3 protein-coding genes are annotated in these 20,691 nt (G+C 74.2%); all 3 read left to right on the top strand.

Features of this window, described 5'->3' with window-relative positions; genetic code table 11:
* Positions 1-261 precede the first annotated feature (261 nt).
* The 3 genes from ACZ64A_RS07730 to ACZ64A_RS07740 all read left to right on the top strand — a co-directional run bounded on the left by ACZ64A_RS07730 (position 262) and on the right by ACZ64A_RS07740 (position 20,681).
* Positions 262-18,975 carry an SDR family NAD(P)-dependent oxidoreductase gene (locus ACZ64A_RS07730; RefSeq protein WP_469808859.1) on the top strand — a complete coding sequence of 6,238 codons (18,714 nt, stop codon included), beginning with the start codon at positions 262-264 and terminating at the stop codon, positions 18,973-18,975.
* 143 nt (positions 18,976-19,118) lie between these two features.
* Entirely contained in the window at positions 19,119-19,643 is a 525-nt protein-coding gene (locus ACZ64A_RS07735; protein ID WP_469808860.1) for an allene oxide cyclase barrel-like domain-containing protein, read from the top strand.
* A gap of 6 nt (positions 19,644-19,649) precedes the next feature.
* On the top strand, positions 19,650-20,681 hold the full coding sequence (locus ACZ64A_RS07740; protein ID WP_469808861.1) for a 3-oxoacyl-ACP synthase III family protein: 1,032 nt from the start codon (positions 19,650-19,652) through the stop codon (positions 20,679-20,681).
* The last annotated feature ends 10 nt before the right edge of the window (positions 20,682-20,691 follow it).

Genomic DNA, 20,691 nt, shown 5'->3' on the forward strand with positions numbered 1-20,691 from the left:
CACGGGCCGACGGCACGTCCGGGTGAGCGCTGCGCCGCACCGTATGACCCGGGTCGGCGGCGGTCACCTCCCGGGTGACCGCGCGCGGGTCGGTCCGGCCCGGCCGTCGGCCGGTCACTTGCGCGCGGCACCGCCCGACCCGCGCAGCCCACTTTCAGGGCCGGTTTAGAACCTGTTCCGACCATGGCCAGGGGCCCTTCGGGCCCCGCAGCAGCGGGCCGAGAAGGCCCGGCGTCCATGATGAGGGAGCACCGAGCCGAGATGAGCGTCGCGCACCGTCCCGAGTCCGCCGACACCGTCCACTCCGCCGCCGAGGACCCCGACGGCGCCATCGCCGTCGTGGGCATCGCCTGCCGGCTGCCGCAAGCCGACGGGCCGGAGGCGTTCTGGCGGCTGCTGCGCGAGGGCCGGGACGCGTTCGGCCCGGCCCCGCAGGGGCGGTGGCCCGCCGACGGCAGCGGCGTGCCGCGCCACGGTGCGTTCCTCGACTCCATCGACACCTTCGACGCGGAGTTCTTCGGCATCTCCCCCCGCGAGGCCGCCGCGATGGACCCGCAGCAGCGGCTCGCGCTGGAACTCGGCTGGGAGGCCCTGGAGGACGCGGGCGTGCCGCCCACCGCTCTGCTGGGCACCCGCACCGGCGTGTTCGTCGGTGCCATGGCCGACGACTACGCCGCCCTCACCCACCGCCTCGGCCCGGCCGCGGTGGGACGGCACACCCTCACCGGTCTCAGCCGAGGCATCATCGCCAACCGTCTCTCCTACGTGCTCGGGCTGCGCGGCCCCAGTCTGACCGTGGACACCGGACAGTCGTCCTCGCTCGTCGCCGTGCACCTGGCCTGCGAGAGCCTTCGCTCCGGTGAATCCACCGTCGCCCTGGCCGGCGGCGTCCACCTCATCGCCGCCCCCGACAGCACCCTCGCCGCGAGCCGCTTCGGCGGCCTCTCACCCGACGGCCGCTCCCACCCCTTCGACGAGCGCGCCGCAGGATACGGCCGCGGCGAGGGCGGCGCGGTCGTCGTCCTCAAACCCCTCGCCGCGGCCCGCGCCGACGGCGACACGGTGTACGCCGTCGTCCTGGGCGGCGCCATCGGCAACGACGGAGCCACCGACGGCCTCACCGTGCCCGGCGCCGAGGGCCAGGAGGCCGTCCTGCGGGCCGCCCTGCGCCGCGCCGGCGCCGCGCCCGACGAGGTCGCGTACGTCGAACTCCACGGGACCGGCACCCGCGTGGGCGACCCGGTCGAGGCGCGCGCGGTGGGCGTCGTGTACGGCGACGGCCCCGCCCCCCTGCACATAGGGTCGTCGAAGGCGTCCGTCGGGCACCTGGAGGCCGCAGCGGGCATCGTCGGCCTCGTCAAGGTCGCCCTCGCCCTCCGCCACCGCGAACTGCCCGGCACCCCCGGCGAGCACACCCCACGCCCGGACATTCCGCTGGCCGTCCTCGGCCTCATCTACCGCACCGCCCACGGGCCGTGGCCCACCGAGCGCGGCGCAACTCCGCTCGCCGGGGTCAGCTCCTTCGGCATGGGCGGCACCGACTGCCACCTGGTCCTCACCGCGGCACCCGAGCCGGCCGAACCTGGCACCCCGGCCGCACCTGAGGCGACGGAACCCGGCACCTCGGCCACACCCGAGCCGGCCGACGCCGGCACCCCGGCCGCAGCTGAGGCGACCGAGTCCGGCACCCCGGCCGGGGGCCCCACGCCGGGCCTGCCCGTCCTGCTCACCGCCCGCACCGAACCGGCCCTGCGCGAGCAGGCGGCCCGGCTGCGCGCCCACCTCGCCGACCGGCCCACCGCACGCGTCGCGGACGTCGCCCACAGCCTCGCCACGACCCGCAGCCGCCTCCCGCACCGCGCCCTGCTCACGGCCGGTGACCCCACCACGCTGCTCACCGAACTCGACGCCCTGGCCGGCGGCGCCCGCCCGACCTGGAACGCGCCGCCGGAACCCGCGCGGACCGACCCGGCACCACCCGCCCTGGCGTTCGTGTTCTCCGGCCAGGGCAGCCAGCGCGCGGGCGCGGGCGCCGAGCTGTACGCCACCTACCCGGTCTTCGCCGACGCCTTCGACGAGGTGGCCGACGCGTTCGGCGACCGGCTGCCCCGCCGCCTGCACGACATCGCCTTCGCCGCCGACGGCAGCGAGGAGGCCGCACTGCTCGACACCACGGCCTGGACCCAGCCCGTGCTCTTCGCCGTCGGGACGGCCCTCGACCGCCTCGTGCGCTCCTGGGGCATCACCCCGACGGCCCTGGCCGGCCACTCCATCGGCGAACTGACCGCCGCCCACGCCGCGGGCGTCCTCACCCTCGACGACGCGGCCCGTCTGGTGGCGGCCCGGGGCCGTCTGATGCAGGAACTCCCCGCCACCGACGGCGCGATGGCCGCGCTGGAGGCCACCGAGGAGGAGATCCTGCCGCTGCTCACCGAAGCCGGCCCCGGGGTCGCCGTCGCCGCCGTCAACGGCCCGCGGGCGCTGGTCGTCTCCGGCGACGGCACGGCCGTACGGGCCCTCACGGCGCGGTGGGAGACGAACGGCCGCCGCACGCGGCTGCTGCGCGTCAGCCACGCCTTCCACTCCCCGCACCTGGAGCCGATGCTCGACGCGTTCCGTGCGGTCGCCGAGGAGCTCGACTACCGGCCACCGCGCGTGCCCGTCGTCAGCAACCTCTCCGGCCGTATCGCCGAGGGCACGGACCTGACCACGCCCGGCTACTGGGTCCGGCACGCGCGTGAAGCCGTCCGGTTCGCCGACGGCGTGCGCGCCCTGCACGCGCTCGGAATCCGCGCCCACCTCGAACTCGGCCCCGAAGCGGCCCTCACCACGGCCGTCCGGGACACCCTCGCCGCACTCCCCGGCCCGCACCCGGCGGTGCCCGCCACGGCCGCGCTGCGCCGCGGCCACCCGGAACCCGCGACGCTGCTGACGGCCCTGGCCCGGCTCGGCGCCGACTGGACGGGCCCGCTGCACGGCGTCCCGGCCCGGCGGATCGCCCTGCCGACCTACGCGTTCCAGCGGGAACGGCACTGGCTGCCCGAGGCCGACACCCAGGCATCCGAGACGCACGCCCCGTCGCCCCAGGCGCCCGCGCCGCGTGACATCGGAGTACGGCCCGACCCGCGCACCGGCCAAGACCTCGCCGAACTCGTCCGCACACAGGTCGCCCTCGTGCTCGGCCATGTCACCCCCGACACCATCGACCCGGCCCGCCCCTTCAAGGACCTCGGCCTGGACTCGCTCGGCGGCGTCGAACTGAGCGAACGCCTCGCCACCGCCACGGGCCTCGACCTGCCGCAGACCCTCGTCTACGACCATCCCACCCCGCAGTCCGTCACCGACGTCCTCCGGACCCGCCTCGATACGGCGGCAGCCGGCGAAACGCTGCGACCGGGACAACCGGGGCCCGCGCCGGCCCTGCCCCCGGTCTCCGACGACCCGATCGCCATCGTCGGCATGGCGTGCCGCTACCCGGGCGGGGTCGCCTCGCCGGAGGACCTGTGGCGGCTGGTGGAGAGCGGCACGGACGCGATCGGCCCCTTTCCGCAGGACCGCGGCTGGGACCTGGCCGACGCGCCGGAGACCTTCGCCCGCCTGGGCGGATTCCTGTATGACGCCGCCGAGTTCGACGCGGAGTTCTTCGGGCTGAGCCCGCGCGAGGCGGCGGCGATGGACCCGCAGCAGCGACTGCTGCTGGAGACGGCGTGGGAGGCGTTCGAGCGGGCCGGCGTCGACCCGGAGGCGTTGCGCGGCAGCCGCACCGGCACCTTCGTCGGCGGCACCACCCTCGACTACGGCCCCCGGCTCCACGAGAACGCGGGCGGCGGCGAGGGACACCGGCTCACCGGCTCCACGAGCAGCATCCTGTCCGGCCGTATCGCCTACACCTTCGGCCTCGAAGGGCCGGCGGTGACCGTGGACACGGCGTGCTCGTCGTCGCTGGTGGCGCTGCATCTGGCCGCGCAGGCGCTGCGTACCGGCGAGTGCGACCTGGCCCTCGCCGGTGGCGTCGCCGTGATGTCCACACCGGGCATGTTCCTGGAGTTCAGCCGTCAGCGGGGGCTGGCGCCGGACGGCCGCTGCAAGCCGTTCGCGGACGCGGCGGACGGCACGGGCTGGAGCGAGGGCGCGGGGCTGCTGCTGGTGGAGCGGCTGTCGGACGCACGGCGCAAGGGGCACCGTGTGCTGGCGGTGCTGCGGGGTTCGGCCGTGAACCAGGACGGCGCCAGCAATGGGCTGACGGCTCCGAACGGTCCGTCCCAGGAGCGGGTGATCCGGCAGGCCCTGGCGTCGGCCGGACTCACTCCGGCTGACGTGGACGCCGTGGAGGCCCATGGCACCGGCACACGGCTCGGCGACCCGATCGAGGCGCGGGCCCTGCTGGCGACATACGGCCAGGACCGCGAAATTCCCCTTCTCCTTGGCTCGTTGAAGTCCAACATCGGGCATACGCAGGCCGCCGCGGGTGTCGCCGGTGTCATCAAGATGGTCCACGCGCTCACCACCGGACGTCTCCCGGGCACGCTCCACCTCGAACAGCCCACCTCGCGCGTCGACTGGTCGTCGGGTGCGGTGGCGCTCCTGGCGGAGCCGGTGGAGTGGCCCGAGGTGGGCAGGGTACGGCGTGCCGGGGTGTCGTCGTTCGGGATCAGCGGGACCAACGCGCATGTGATCGTGGAGCAGGCGCCGGCCGAGAGCGAGCCGGAACCCGCCACCGACGAGAGCGGGCTGCCCGTGGCCTGGCCCCTGTCGGCACGCAGCCCCGAAGCGCTGCGCGGCCAGGCGGAGAAGCTGCTGCGCCTCCTCGCCGACGCTCCCGGCACCGACCCGCGCGCCCTCAGCCGCGCCCTTGCCACGACCCGTACGACCCTGCCCGAACGCGCCGTCGTCACCGGCAGCGACCTCCAGGACCTACGGCACGCGCTGAGTGCCCTTGCCGAAGGCACCCCGGCACCCGGCCTCGCCGTGGGCACCGCCCGGCCCGGGGGCACGGCGTTCGTGTTCACGGGGCAGGGCAGTCAGTGGCCGGGGATGGGGCGTGCGCTGTACGAGGCGTTCCCGGTGTTCGCGGAGGCGTTCGACGAGGTGGTGGCGGCCGTCGATGCGGTGGTGGGGGACGCTGACGGTGCCGCCTCGTTGAGGGAGGTGGTGTTCGACGAGAGTCGTGCGGCGGTGTTGGGCCGTACGGAGTGGGCGCAGGCCGGGTTGTTCGCGGTCGGTGTCGGGCTGTTCCGGTTGTGGGAGCGGTTCGGCGTGGTGCCTCGGTGGGTGGCCGGTCATTCGGTGGGTGAGCTGGTCGCGGGGTATGTGGCCGGTCTGTGGGGGCTGGGCGACGCGGTGCGGTTGGTGGTGGCGCGTGGGCGGGCCATGCAGGGGGCGCGCTCGGGCGGGGTGATGGTGGCGGTGCAGGCCAGCGAGGACGAGGTCCGGGACGCGCTGTCGCCGTACGAGGGTCGGCTCGACGTGGCTGCCGTGAACGGACCGGCGTCGGTGGTCGTCTCCGGTGACGCGGAGGCGGCCGGCGAGGTGGCCGAGGTATGGCGTGACCGGGGCCGTCGCGTACGGCACCTCGAGGTGAGCCACGCCTTCCATTCGGCGCACATGGACGAGGCGTTGGAGGATTTCCGTGCGGTGCTGGAGTCAGTGGAGTTCCGGGAGCCGCAGCGGGAGATCGTCGCCTTCGACGGTGCGGGACGGGTGGGCGTGGACCAGCTGCGATCGGTCGAGTACTGGGTGCGGCATGTGCGGGAGGCCGTGCGGTTCCATGACGTCGTACAGGAACTGGGCGCCTCCGGAGCGGCCCGCGTGGTCGAGCTGGGCCCGGACGGTGTGCTGACCGGACTGGTGCGGGAGGCGTTGCCGGAGGTCACCGCTGTCGCGTCGATACGGCGCGACCGTGCCGCGGCGGGCACGTTCGTGGATGCCCTGGCTCGGGCGCACGCGTCGGGGGCGTCGGTGGACTGGGCGCCGCTGTACGCCGGGGCGCGGGGCGGTGTCGAGCTGCCCACGTACGCCTTCCAGCGACGGCGGTACTGGACCGCGACACCCGACGCGAGCGGTGCGGTGAGCCGGCTGGGGCTTCGACGCGCGGGGCATCCCCTGCTCGGTGCCGCCGTCGAACTGGCGCAGGACGGCGGGATCGTCCTCACCGGCCGGCTCTCGGCCGTCACCCACCCGTGGCTCACCGACCACACCATCCTCGGCCACACCCTGGTGCCAGGCACCGCGTTCCTCGAACTCGCCGGGGCGGCGGCCGACCGGGTCGGAGGCGGCGACACCGCCGACCTCACCCTGGAAGCGCCCCTGCTGCTGCCCCCGGAGGCGGCCGTGCTCGTCCAGGTGACCGTGGGCGCCCCCGACAGCCGGGGCCACCGGCCCGTCGCCATCCACGCGCGGCCGGAGGACGTCAGGGACGGGGACGGCGCGGACGGGCAGGGCGGTACGGGCACGGCGGAGTGGACCCGGCACGCCACCGGAACCCTCGCCGCCCCGCAGGACCACGCGGCCGAGGACGCGGAACCCGAGCTGCCGGGACCGTGGGCGTCCGTCGACGGCGCCTACGAGCGCCTCTCCACGCACGGCTACGCCTACGGCCCCGCCTTCCAAGGCCTGCGCGGCGTGCGCGGCGCCGACGGCGTCATCGAGGCCGAGGTCGCTCTGCCGGAGGAACTCAAGGACGACGCCGGTGACTTCGGGATCCATCCGGCTCTGCTCGACGCCGCGCTGCATCCGCTCGTCGAGTCCCTCGCCGAGGACGCGGCTCCGGGGCACATCACCCTTCCCTTCACCTTCACCGGCGTGCGGCTGCATGCCTCGGGTGCGGCGGCGCTGCGCGTTCGCTGGACGCGGGGGAGCGACGGATGGCGGTTGTACGCCTCCGACCCGGCCGGGAACGTCGTGCTGACCCTGGATGCCGCCGGGCTGCGGGAGGTACCGCGGGAGCAGATCGAGCGGCTCGGGTCCGCGGTTCGGGGGAACGCCTCCTCCGGGGGTCTGTATCCCGTCGTATGGCGCTCCCTGACCACGCCTGTCCGGGACCGATCCCTCAGGGACGCGGATCGCCGCTGGGTACGGCTCTCCGGCGACGACCTGGCCGCCGTGGCCCCCGGTGACGGGCAGGCCGCACCGGAGGCCGTGGTGGTGGACCTCGCGACGCCCGCCGACCTCGCGGCGCCGGCCAGCGGCCCGCACGGCCCCGACGCCGTGCACGCCGTCGCCGCGCGCACATTGCGGCTGGTGCACGGCTGGATCGCCGACGAGCGGTTCGGGCAGACGCGTCTCGTGTTCGTGACCCGGGGCGCGCAGGCCGTACGGGACGGGGAGCCGGTGCCGGACCTCGCGGCCGCCGCTGCCTGGGGCCTGGTGCGCACCGCCCAGACCGAACACCCGGACCGTTTCGTGCTTCTCGACACGACCGACGAGGACGTGCCGATCGCTGCCGTCCTCGCCACCGCTGAGCCCCAACTCGCCGTAAGGGACGGCGCATTGCTGGTGCCCCGGGTCGCCAGGGAGGCCGAACGCTCGGAGAGCGGCAGCGCCCCCGTCCGTCGTCTCGGCGGGCACGGCACCGTTCTGATCACCGGCGGCACCGGCGGCATCGGCACGCTCCTGGCCCGTCACCTGGCCGAACGGCACGGCGTGCGGGATCTGCTGCTCGTCAGCCGCCGTGGTGACACGGCCGACGGTGCGCGGGAACTGGCCGACGAACTGGCCGGCCTGGGCACCACGGTCCGCTTCGCGGCCTGCGACAGTGCCGACCGCGCGGCCCTGGCCACCGTGCTGTCCGAGGCCACGCCGCCGGTCAGCGCGGTCTTCCATCTGGCCGGAACACTCAACGACGGGCTGCTCGGCGACCTCGACCAGGACCGCCTGGAAGCGGTGCTGCGTCCCAAGGCCGACGCGGCGCTGCATCTGCACGAGTTGAGCCTCGAACTCGGGCTGGAGCTGAACGCGTTCGTCCTGTTCTCCTCTGTCTCCGGCATCGTGGGAACGTCGGGCCAGGCCAATTACGCGGCTGCCAACGCCTTCCTCGACGCCCTGACCCTGCACCGCCGCGCCCGGGACCTCCCCGCCACCTCCGTGGCCTGGGGTCTGTGGGAGCAGGAGGCCGGCATGGCCGGAACCCTCGGCGCCGCCGCACGCGCGCGCTGGACGCGCAGCGGCCTCACCCCCCTCACCGCCGAACGGGCCCTGGCCCTGCTCGACGACGCCCTCGCCGCACCGCACCCGCTCCACGTCGCCACGGGCCTGGACCAGCGGGCGCTCGGCGAACGCGCGGCCCGCGGTGAACTCCCGGCCGTGCTCCGGGAAGTGGCCCCGCACGTCAGGCGGCGGGCCGCGGCGTCCACGGCCGGCGCAGACACCACCTGGTCCGCACGGACGGCGGCGCTCGCCCCGGCCGAACGCGAGCGCGCCGCGCTCGATCTGGTCCGCGGTGTAGTCGCCGAAGTGCTCGGGCACACGGGCGCTGAGGTGGTCGCGGCCGAGCGCTCCTTCAAGGACCTCGGCTTCGACTCGCTCACGGGCGTGGAACTGCGCAACCGGCTGGCCTCGGCCACCGGACTGCGGCTGCCCGCCACCATCGTCTTCGACCACCCCACCCCCACGACGCTGGCGGCGCGGCTCCTGGACGGGCTGGGCGCGGGAGCGGCCGGTCCGGCGCCCACGCCCGTGGTGGCGGCCGTAGCGGCCGACGAGCCGATCGCGATCGTCGGCATGGCGTGCCGCTACCCGGGTGGAGTCGCCTCGCCGGAGGATCTGTGGCGGCTGGTGGAGAGCGGTACGGACGCGGTCGGGCCGTTCCCGGCCGACCGCGGCTGGGACCTCGACGCGCTGTACCACCCCGACCCCGACCACCACGGAACGTCCTACGCCCGCGAGGGCGGATTCCTCTACGACGCGGCCGAGTTCGACGCGGAGTTCTTCGGGCTGAGCCCGCGGGAGGCGGCGGCGATGGACCCGCAGCAGCGGCTGCTGCTGGAAACCGCGTGGGAGGCGTTCGAGCGGGCCGGCCTCGACCCGGCCGCCCTGCGCGGCAGTCGCACCGGCGTCTTCGCCGGAGCCATGTACGACGACTACGGCGCCCGCTTCCCGCAGGCACCCGACGGCTACGAGGGCTATCTGCTCACCGGCTCCACGAGCAGCGTCATCTCCGGCCGCATCGCGTACACCTTCGGCCTGGAGGGGCCGGCGGTGACCGTGGACACGGCGTGCTCCTCGTCGTTGGTTGCCTTGCATCTGGCCGCGCAGGCGCTGCGCACCGGTGAGTGCGACCTCGCGCTCGCCGGCGGGGCCACCGTCATGGCCCGCCCCAACACCTTCGTCGAGTTCAGCCGTCAGCGCGGACTGTCCGCCGACGGCCGCTGCAAGGCGTTCTCGGCGGACGCCGATGGCACGGGGTGGAGCGAGGGCGTGGGGCTGCTGCTGATGGAGCGGTTGTCGGACGCGCGGCGCAAGGGGCACCGTGTGCTGGCGGTGGTGCGGGGTTCTGCGGTGAACCAGGACGGCGCCAGTAATGGGCTGACGGCTCCGAACGGTCCGTCGCAGGAGCGGGTGATCCGGCAGGCCCTGGCGTCGGCCGGACTGACTCCGGCTGACGTGGACGCGGTGGAGGCCCATGGCACCGGCACACGGCTGGGTGACCCGATCGAGGCGCAGGCGTTGCTCGCGACGTACGGCCAGGACCGCGAAACCCCCCTTCTCCTTGGCTCGTTGAAGTCGAACATCGGGCACAGCCAGGCTGCCGCCGGTGTCGGTGGTGTCATCAAGATGGTGCAGGCGATCCGGCACGGCGTTCTGCCCCGCACCCTGCACGCCGACACACCCTCACCGCTCGTCGACTGGTCGTCGGGCGGGGTGGCTCTCCTGGCAGAGCCGGTGGACTGGCCCGAGGTGGGCCGGGTACGGCGTGCGGGGGTGTCGTCGTTCGGGATCAGCGGGACCAACGCGCATGTGATCGTGGAGCAGGCGCCGGCCGAGAGCGAACTGGAACCCACCACCGGCGAGAGTGGCCTGCCGGTGGTGTGGCCGCTGTCGGCGCGCAGCCCCGAAGCGCTGCGCGCACAGGCCCGAGCCCTCGCCGCGTTCGCCGAGGCACACGTGGACACACCGGCACAGGTGATCGGCAACAGTCTGGCCACCACCCGCTCCGCGCTGTCGCACCGAGCGCTCGCCCGCGCCACTGACCGCGCCGAACTCATCGCCGCTCTTCGTGCGTTGACCGGCGGGGTCCCGCATCCCGCACTCGTCGAAGGCGAGGCATCCCCTGGGGGCACGGCGTTCGTGTTCACGGGGCAGGGCAGTCAGTGGCCGGGGATGGGGCGTGCGCTGTACGAGGCGTTCCCGGTGTTCGCGGAGGCGTTCGACGAGGTGGTGGCGGCCGTCGATGCGGTGGTGCGGGACGGTGACGGTGCCGCCTCATTGAAGGAAGTGGTGTTCGACGACGGTCGTGCGGCTCTGTTGAGCCGTACGGAGTGGGCGCAGGCCGGGTTGTTCGCGGTGGAGGTGGGACAGTTCCGGCTGCTGGAGCGGTTCGGCGTGGCGCCGCAGTGGGTCGCGGGCCATTCGGTCGGTGAGCTGGTCGCTGGGTATGTGGCCGGTCTGTGGGGGCTGGGCGACGCGGTGCGGCTGGTGGTGGCGCGTGGGCGGGCCATGCAGGGGGCGCGCTCAGGCGGGGTGATGGTGGCGGTGCAGGCCACCGAGGACGAGGTCCGGGACGCGCTGCGGGACGGGGTGGATGTCGCCGCCGTCAACGGTGAACGGGCCGTCGTGATCTCCGGCGACGAGGAGAGCACACTGGCCGTTGCCGCCCTCTTCCAGGAGCGAGGCCGTCGTGTGCGGCGCCTCGACGTCAGTCACGCCTTCCATTCGGCGCACATGGACGGGGCGTTGGAGGATTTCCGTGCGGTGCTGGAGTCGGTGGAGTTCCGGGAGCCGCAGCGGGAGATCGTCGCCTTCGACGGTGCGGGACGGGTGGGCGTGGACCGGCTGCGGTCGGTCGAGTACTGGGTGCGGCATGTGCGGGAGGCGGTGCGGTTCCATGACGTCGTACAGGAACTGGGCGCCTCCGGAGCGGCCCGCGTGGTCGAGCTGGGTCCCGACGGTGTGCTGACCGGTCTGGTGCGGGAGGCGCTGCCAGAGGTCGTGGCGGTGCCCGCCGCGCGCCGGGGACAGGAGGCCGTGGGCACGTTCGTGGACGCCCTGGCGAAGGCCCATGTGTCGGGGGCGTCGGTGGACTGGACACCTCTGTACCCCGGGACGCACGGTGGCGTCGAGCTGCCCACGTACGCTTTCCAGCGCCGCAGGCACTGGCTGGACGTCCCGCACAACGCCGCCGACGTCACCGGAGCCGGTCTGCGCAGCGCCGACCATCCGCTCCTCGGAGCGGAGATCGAACTCCCGGAGGGCCAAGGCCTGTTGCTCTCCGGCCGGCTGTCCCTGGCCGGCCATCCCTGGCTCGCCGACCACGCCATCACCGGACGGGCCCTGCTGCCCGCCGCCGCGCTCGTCGAACTGGCCCTGCACGCCGGCGGCCGCCTCGGCGCGCCGACGCTGAACGAGCTGCTGATCGAGGCCCCGCTACCCCTCCCGGAGACCGGGTCGGTCCATCTGCGCGTCCATGCCGGAGCGGCGGACGCCGACGGCCGGCGGACCCTCACCGTGCACACCCGCCCCGACGACGCGGACCCCGGCACCCCGTGGATCCGGCACGTCAGCGCGGAGCTGGCACCGCCCGGACCCGAGCCGACGCCCACCGGTGGGCAGGGCCGGGCCCCGGAGACGTACGACGACGCGGGCGACGCCTACGAGCGGCTCGCGGCGGCCGGATACGACTACGGGCCCGCCTTCCGCGCCCTGCGGGCCATGGCCCGCAGCGGTGAAGGGCACCTGCACACCCGGCTGGAGCCGGCCGCCGGCACGGACAGCGGCGGAGGCTATGTCCTGCACCCCGCACTGCTGGACGCCGCGCTGCACCCGATCGCGCTCGCCGCGGCGGACGCGGGGGACGGGATCGTCGTGCCGTTCGCCTGGCGGGGCGTTCGCCTGCACGACGCGGGGACGCCCGCGGCCGGTGCCCGGCTGGTGCCCGGGCCGGACGGCACGAGCTACGGCTTGACGGTGACCGGCGCCGACGGGACGGTCGTCCTCACCGCAGAGGAGGTGGCCGTACGGCACATCGACCCCGCACAGCTCGGCGCCGCGGCACGCAAAACCCCCCTTTACGCCGTCGAACTCGCCCCGGCGCTCGGAGCGCCCCTCACGCCGGAGCGGACGGCGGGGGTGGTGGATCTGCGGCGGGAGGCCGGTGCGGATGTTCCGGCCGTGGTGCACGAGGTGGTGGGTGAGGCGCTGGGTGTGGTGCAGCGGCATGTGGCGGCTGCCGAGGGGACGCTGGTGGTGGTGACGGGTCCGGATGTGGTGGGTGCCGCGGTACGGGGGCTGGTGCGGTCGGCGCAGGCCGAGCATCCGGGACGGTTCCTGCTCGTGGAGACCGACGCCGCCGAGCCGCCCGCCATCCTTCCCGACGGCGAGCCCGAAGTCGTCGTACGCGACGGCCGCCTGCTCGCACCGCGGCTGACCACGGCACCGGCGGCCACCGCCTCCGACCTCCGGGCGCTGCGGGGCGCGGTGCTGGTGACGGGCGCCTCCGGGGCCCTCGGCGGCGTGGTGGCACGGCATCTGGTCCGGGCGCACGGCGTGCGGCAGCTGGTGCTGGCGAGCCGGCGCGGTGCCGCGGCGCCCGGGGCCGGGGAGCTGGCCGCGGAACTGGAGGAGCTCGGGGCACACGCCGAGTTCGTCGCGGCGGACGTCTCGGTGCGGGCCGACGTGGAAGCCCTGTTCGACCGGTTCGACGTGGGCGCGGTGGTGCACGCGGCCGGTGTCCTCGACGACGGGACCGTCGAAGGGCTCACGCCGGAGCGGGTCTCCGGGGTGCTGCGGGCGAAGGCCGACGCGGCCTGGCACCTGCACGAGGTGTCCCGCGACTCCGTGAGCGCCTTCGTGCTGTTCTCCTCCGTGGCCGGCGTGCTGGGCACAGCAGGACAGGCGGCGTACGCGGCGGGCAACGCCTTCCTCGACGCGCTCGCCGAGTCGCGGCGGGCGCAGGGCCTGCCCGGGCTGTCACTGGCGTGGGGCCTGTGGGACGCGTCCACCGGCGGCATGGGCGAGAGCCTGTCCACGGTCGACGTGGCCCGGATCGCGCGCAGCGGAGTACTGGCGCTGGACGAGGAGCAGGCGCTGGCGCTGCTCGACGAGGCGCTGGCGTTCCCGGACGGCGGCCTGCGGGTCGCGACCCGCTGGGACCTGGCGGGCCTGCGCCGCAGGCAGAACGACGGCACACCCCCGCCCGCCCTCCTGCGCGGCCTCCTCCCGCGCACCGCGCCCACCGCGACCGTCGGCAGCGGACAGTCCGATGCGGACACCCTCACCCAGGAACTCGCCCGGCTGGACGGAGACGAGCGACGCACGAGGGTCCTGGACGTCGTACGGGAAGCGGTGGCCGGTGTGCTCGGACACAGCGACCCCGAAACGATTGCTGACGAACGTCCCTTCGCCGAGCTCGGCTTCGACTCCCTCAGCGCCGTCGAACTGCGCAACCGGCTCACCGCCGTCACCGGCCTGAGACTGCCCGCCACGCTCGTCTTCGACCACCCGACCGTGACCGCCCTGGCCCGCCGTCTGCACGACGAACTGCTCGGTGAACTGCTCGGCGACACGGGACAGGCGCAGGAGGACCCGAGGCCCGTGCCCACGGCGACGGCCGACGAGCCGATCGCGATCGTGGCGATGGCGTGCCGCTACCCCGGCGGGGTCGCCTCGCCGGAGGACCTGTGGCGGCTGGTGGAGAACGGTACGGACGCGGTCGGGCCGTTCCCCGACGACCGCGGCTGGGACCTCGACGCGCTCTACGACCCCGACCCCGACCGCCAGGGCACCTCCTACACACGGCACGGCGGGTTCCTCGGTGACGCCGCCGACTTCGACCCCGCTTTCTTCGGCATGAGCCCCAAGGAAGCCCTGACCACCGACCCGCAGCAGCGGCTGCTGCTGGAGACGGCCTGGGAGGCGTTCGAGCGGGCGGGCCTCGACCCCGCCGCCCTGCGCGGCAGTCGCACCGGCGTCTTCGCGGGCGTCATGTACAACGACTACGGCGCACGGCTGCACCAGGCGGCCGAGGCACCGGACGGATCCGAGGGCTATCTGGTCAGCGGCAGCGCCGGCAGCGTCGCCTCCGGCCGTATCGCGTACACCTTCGGCCTGGAGGGGCCGGCGGTGACGGTGGACACGGCGTGCTCCTCGTCGCTGGTGGCGCTCCATCTGGCAGCGCAGGCACTGCGCACCGGTGAGTGCGACCTGGCCCTCGCGGGCGGTGCCACCGTCATGGCCAGCCCGGCGACCTTCGTGGAGTTCAGCCGTCAGCGGGGGCTGGCGCCGGACGGCCGCTGCAAGCCCTTCTCGTCGGACGCCGACGGCACGGGGTGGAGCGAGGGCGTGGGGCTGCTGCTGGTGGAGCGGCTGTCGGACGCGCGGCGCAACGGGCACCGTGTGCTGGCGCTGGTGCGGGGTTCGGCCGTGAACCAGGACGGGGCCAGCAATGGTCTGACCGCGCCGAACGGTCCGTCGCAGGAGCGGGTGATCCGGCAGGCCCTGGCGTCGGCCGGACTGACCCCGGCCGACGTGGACGCCGTGGAGGCCCATGGCACCGGAACGCGACTGGGCGACCCGATCGAGGCGCAGGCGTTGCTCGCGACGTACGGACAGGACCGCGAAACGCCGCTGTGGCTCGGTTCGTTGAAGTCGAACATCGGGCACACGCAGGCTGCCGCCGGTGTCGGTGGGGTCATCAAGATGGTGCAGGCGATCCGGCACGGCGTCCTGCCCCGCACCCTGCACGCCGACACACCGACCCGGCAGGTCGACTGGGAAGCGGGCGACGTCCGCCTCCTGACCGAGGCGCGGGCCTGGCCCGCAGGCCCGGACGGGGCGCCGCGCCGCGCCGCCGTCTCCTCCTTCGGCATCAGCGGCACGAACGCCCACGTGATCGTCGAGGAAGTCGCCGGGGCCCCGGCGCCCGTGACGGCCGTACCGGGAGAGGGCGCGGTCGAGGAAGCCGCCGTGCCGGTCGCAGACACGGCAACACCGTTCCCCGTACCGCTGTCCGCCCGTACGCCCGAAGCGGTGCGCGCTCAGGCGGCACGGCTGCGCGAACTCGTACGGGACGACGAGGCGTTGACACCGGCGTCATTGGGGGCGGGGCTGGCCGGGTCCCGGGCCACCTTCGAGCACCGGGCCGTCGTCGTCGCCGACGGGCGCGCCGACCTCGTCGAGGAGCTGTCCGCGCTGGCCGACGCGCGCACGCCCGTGACGGAGGCGGTGAAGGGACGCACCGCCTTCCTCTTCACCGGGCAAGGCAGCCAGCGCCCCGGCATGGGACGCGACCTGCATGCCGCGTACCCCGCCTTCGCGGACGCCTTCGACGCCGCCGCGACCGCCCTCGACGCACGGCTCGGACTCGAACGACCCCTGCGGGACGTGGTGTTCGCCGACCCGGACTCGCCCGAGGCGGAACTGCTCGGCCGTACCCTCTGGACCCAGCCCGCCCTGTTCGCCTTCGAGACGGCCCTGTTCCGGCTCTACGAGAGCTGGGGACTGCGTCCCGACCTGGTCGTCGGTCACTCGGTGGGTGCCATCGCCGCCGCCCATGCCGCGGGCGTCCTCGACCTCGAGGACGCGGCGGCCCTGGTCGCCGCCCGGGCCAGGCTGATGGACGCGCTGCCGGCCGAGGGAGCGATGCTGTCCTTCGAGGCGCCGGAAGAGCAGGTCCTGGCGCAACTGGGCGACGAACGCGGACTGGTCGGCGTCGCCGCCGTCAACGGGCCTCGCGCCACGGTGCTCTCCGGCGACGAGGACGCCGTACTGGCGGTCGCGGCGCGGCTGAGCGGCCTGGGTGTGCGCGCCCGCAGGTTGCGGGTCAGCCACGCCTTCCACTCCCCGCTGATGGAACCGATGCTGGAAGAGTTCCGGACGGCCGTGGCCGGTCTGCGCCTGCGGGAACCCGCGATCCGCTACGTCTCCGACACGACCGGCCGTCTGGCGGAATCCGGCCGGCTCACCTCGCCCGATTACTGGGCGGAGCACGTACGTCATGCCGTGCGCTTCGCCGACGCGGTGAGCACCCTGCACGCCGAAGGGGTCACCCGCTATCTGGAGATCGGGCCCGACGCCGTCCTGTCCGCGCTGGTCCCGCAGTCCCTGCCCGACGGAGAGCGGCCCGGCGCACTGGCGGCCGCGGGCCGGCGCGGGCGGCCCGAGACCCGTACGGCTCTCACGGCTGCCGCTGTCCTGCACGCGGCTGGCGCCGACGTCGACTGGCGCACCTGGTACACGACCGCGGCTCGGATCGCACACCCGGAGGCGGTGCCCACCCCCGACGCGCTGCCGACCTACCCCTTCCAGCGGGAGCGCTACTGGCTCAACCCGCCGCGGCGCCGGCGCACCACGCGGCAGTCCGGTCACCCGTTCCTCGAAGGAACCCTCGACCTGGGCGGCGGCCTCGGCACCGTCTTCACCGGCCGGATCACATCGGCCGATCACCCGTGGACGGCCGGGCACGCCGTGCACGGCACGCCGGTCCTGCCCGGCACCGGCCTCCTCGAACTCGCCCTGTACGCGGGACGGCGCACCGGGCACCCGGTCGTCGGCGACCTCACGCTCACCGCACCTCTGCCCCTGCCCACCGCGGCCGGGCCCGACGGGGGCGCGGACGTCGAGATCCAGGCAGTCGTAGAGCCGGCCGGCACCGGCGGACACCGGGATCTGAAGATCTACGCCCGGCCCGCGACGTACACCGGGCCCGACACCGCGACGGACGACGCAGCGGACACCGGCACGGACGGGCGCCCGTGGACGCTGCACGCCACCGGGCGGCTGGAGCAGGCGTCCGACGACGTGCCGCCCCCGCTGGTGGCCGACGGCCCACGGGAACCTCTGGCCGTCGAGGAGATCCACACCCGCCTCGCCGACGTGGGCCTGGACTACGCCGGCCCCTTCCGGTCGCTGCGCGCGGTGCACCGGGCGCCCGACGGATCCCTGCACGCCGAACTCGACCTCGTACCCGCCGACGGCCATGCGCTCCACCCGGCGCTTCTCGACGCCGCCCTGCATCCGCTCATCCTCTGGCAGCCCGCGGGCGAGCTGCGGCTGCCGTTCAGCTGGGAAGGGGTCCGACTGCACACCGACGGCCCGCTCGCACCGCAGCCGCTGCACGTGCACCTGACCAGGACGGCGGACGGAGCGGCGCTCGGCATCACCACACAGCAAGGTGAGCCGGTCCTGACCGCGCGGACCGTGGTGTTGCGCACCGTCGACGCCGACGCGCTCAAGGCGCCCGGCGACGCGGGCACCCTGTGGCAGGTCGGATACGACCCCGTGCCGGCCTCGGCACCCGTCCTCGACGTTGCGCGGACGGCGGGGGTGGTGGATCTGCGGCGGGAGGCCGGTGCGGATGTTCCGGCCGTGGTGCACGAGGTGGTGGGTGAGGCGCTGGGTGTGGTGCAGCGGCATGTGGCCGCTGCCGAGGGGACGCTGGTGGTGGTGACGGGCTCGGATGTGGTGGGTGCCGCGGTACGGGGGCTGGTGCGGTCGGCGCAGGCCGAGCATCCGGGACGGTTCGTGCTCGTGGAGACCGACACCGCCGAGCCGCCCACCGCCCTTCCCGACGGCGAGCCCGAACTGGTGCACAGCAAGGGCGAGTTCTACGTGCGGCGCCTGAGCGAAGCACCCCGTTCCCCCGGCGACTCGCCCGCACTGGCCGACGCGGTCCTGGTGACCGGGGCGTCGGGAGCGCTCGGTGGTGTGGTGGCACGTCATCTGGTGCAGGCGTGCGGGGCGCGGGAACTGGTGCTGGTCTCCCGGCGTGGCGCCGCCGCGCCCGGGGCCGGTGAGCTGGCGCAGGAGTTGGAGGGCCTGGGTGCCTCGGTGGTGTGGGCGGCGGCGGACGTGTCCCTGCGCTCCGAGGTGGAGCGGCTCTTCACCGAGTTCCGGGTGCGGGCGGTCGTGCACGCGGCGGGCGTGCTGGACGACGGCACGGTCGAGGCGCTGACCCCGGAGCGGGTGTCCGGGGTGCTGCGGGCGAAGGTCGACGCGGCCTGGCATCTGCACGAGGTGTCACGGGCCCACTCGGCGGACGCCTTCGTGCTGTTCTCGTCGGTGGCCGGCGTCCTCGGGACCGCTGGGCAGGCGGCGTACGCTGCGGCCAACGCGTTCCTGGACGCGCTGGTGGAGTCACGGCGGGCGGACGGTCTGCCCGGACTCTCGCTGGCGTGGGGGCTGTGGGACACCGGCACGGACGGCATGGGCGCCGCTCTCACGGCGGCGGACGTCGCCCGGATCGGACGCGGCGGCGTGCTGGCGCTGACCGAGGACGAGGCGCTGGCGCTGCTCGACGAGGCGCTCACCTCCGAGGGCGGGGTGCGCGTCGCCGCCCGCTGGGACGTGCCCGCGCTCAGGAGGAGCCAGGCGGCGGGCACGACACCGCCCGCCGTGCTGCGCACGCTGATCCCGGCGCCCGTCTCGGCCGTCCGGCAGGAGACCGCCCCGCAACCCGCGTTCGCCCAACTCCCTTCACAGGAACGGCGAACGGTATTGCTGCAGCTGGTCCGCGGGGACCTCGCGCAGGTGCTCGGGCACGGCTCCGCCCGTGCCGTACCCGTCGACCGCGGGATGCTGCAGCTCGGCCTGGACTCGCTCGGCGCCGTGGAACTGCGCAACCGTCTCTCCACGGCGACCGGACTGCGGCTGCCCGCCACGGTGGTCTTCGACCACCCCACGGCACAGGCCCTCGCCGATCACCTCGCCGAGTCCCTGGCCCCGGCCGAGGCGCCGGCACCGGCCGGGGACACGGCGGAAACCCTTGAGTCCGTGAGCGACGACGAACTCTTCCGGCTCATCGACGAGGAACTCGACGGTGAATAGGCGCCCAGGCGCCCAGGCGGACGACGGGCGGTCGACGGGCGAAACGGCGGCCGGGAAGGGCTGGTCGGCGGCCAGGAAGGGCTGATCGGTCAGGAAGTCCGATGGGTTAGGAGGGCTTTAGAAGCCCTCCCTACCGTGAACGCATGACCGCAACGGAAAACGAAACGACAGCGGAAGCCAGGGCGCAGCGGATCGCGGAACTCGCCGCCCCGCCCTTCGCGCCGGAGAAGGACCACCCCCTGCTCTCCGACCCGGAGAATGTGCTCTGGCTCGCCGACCTCAACGAGAACCTCCTCGCCTACGAATCCACCAACGACGACTTCGAGGGGAAGAACCCCACCCTCGATGACTTCGCCCGTGTCTCCTACGAACTGCGCGACGCGGAAGGAAACGTCGTCGGCACCACCCAGGGCGTCGGCCGCATGCTCCGCAAGAGCACGGACGGCCACTTCATCGCCTATTACTCCGAGGAGATCACCCTCACCGACGGCACCGTCATCCGCACCGGAGGCCTCGTCGACGACGCCCGGCTCACGGCCGGCGAACAGGCCACGATCCCCGCGGTGGGTGTCGCCGGACCGTTCCAGGGGGCCGTCGGGTACCGCCAGTTCAAGCCCGTCGAGACGCACAAGTCGTACCTCTCGCAGATCGTTCTCTACCGGAGGTGACCGGGCATGGACCCCGCCGAGACCCGCCTGCTGTCCGTCGGCACCGCCCTGCCGGGCCCGCCGATCGACAACGTCGCCCTGGGCAAGCACTTCCGCATGGACACGCTGTGGCAGCAGTGGATCGAGGCCTTCATCGGCACCCGTACCCGCCACCTCGCCGTGGACCTCGGCACCGGTGAACAACGCGACACCCTCGCCTCCCTCGGCACCGCGGCCGCCCATCAGGCGCTGGCCGCGGCCGGCGTGGCCGCCGAGGACATCGACCTGCTGGTCCTCGGCACCGCCACCCCCGACGCGCTGATGCCGGCCACCGTCAACGTCATCGCCGACGCGCTCGGCATCGACGACGTCGTCACCTACCAGATCCAGTCGGGCTGCTCCGGCGCCGTCCAGGCTCTGGATCTGGCCCGCCGGCTGCTGTCCACCGGCCGCCACCGCACCGCTCTGGTCATCGGCGGAGACGTGATCGCCAAGCACTACGTCCTCGACGCCGACCTGCGCCGCATCCCGCCCGCCGAACTGGTCAACTTCGTCCTCTTCGGCGACGGCGCGGGCGCTGCCGTCCTCAGCGCCGACCCCGACGCCGGGGACACGGCGCTGCGCACCACCCGCTTCCGCCTGGTCGGCAAGGGCAGGGCGCCCGGCCAGATCCTCGAATGGTTCGGCCCCGCCCATCCGCCCGGGCCCGACATCGCCGCCCACGAGGACTACAAGGCCATCGAGGAATCCGTTCCGCTGCTCGCCGCCGAGATCCTGGACGACGTACTGGCCGAACTGGACTGGAAGAGGGACGACCTCGACTATCTCCTGCCGCCCCAGCTCTCCGTCCGGATGACCGAGAAGATCACCGGGCATCTCGCCGTGACCGGCGCCCGGCACATCAACTGCGTGGGCGAGACCGGGAACAACGGTAACGCCCTCGTCTTCTTCCAACTGCACGCGCTGCTCGACCGGCTGGTACCCGGAGACCGTGTCGCCGGAATAGCCATCGAATCCAGTAAGTGGATCAAATCGGGCTTCGCACTCGAACAACTCTGAGAAACCACCG

The organism is Streptomyces sp. NPDC104814, assembly GCF_055583185.1.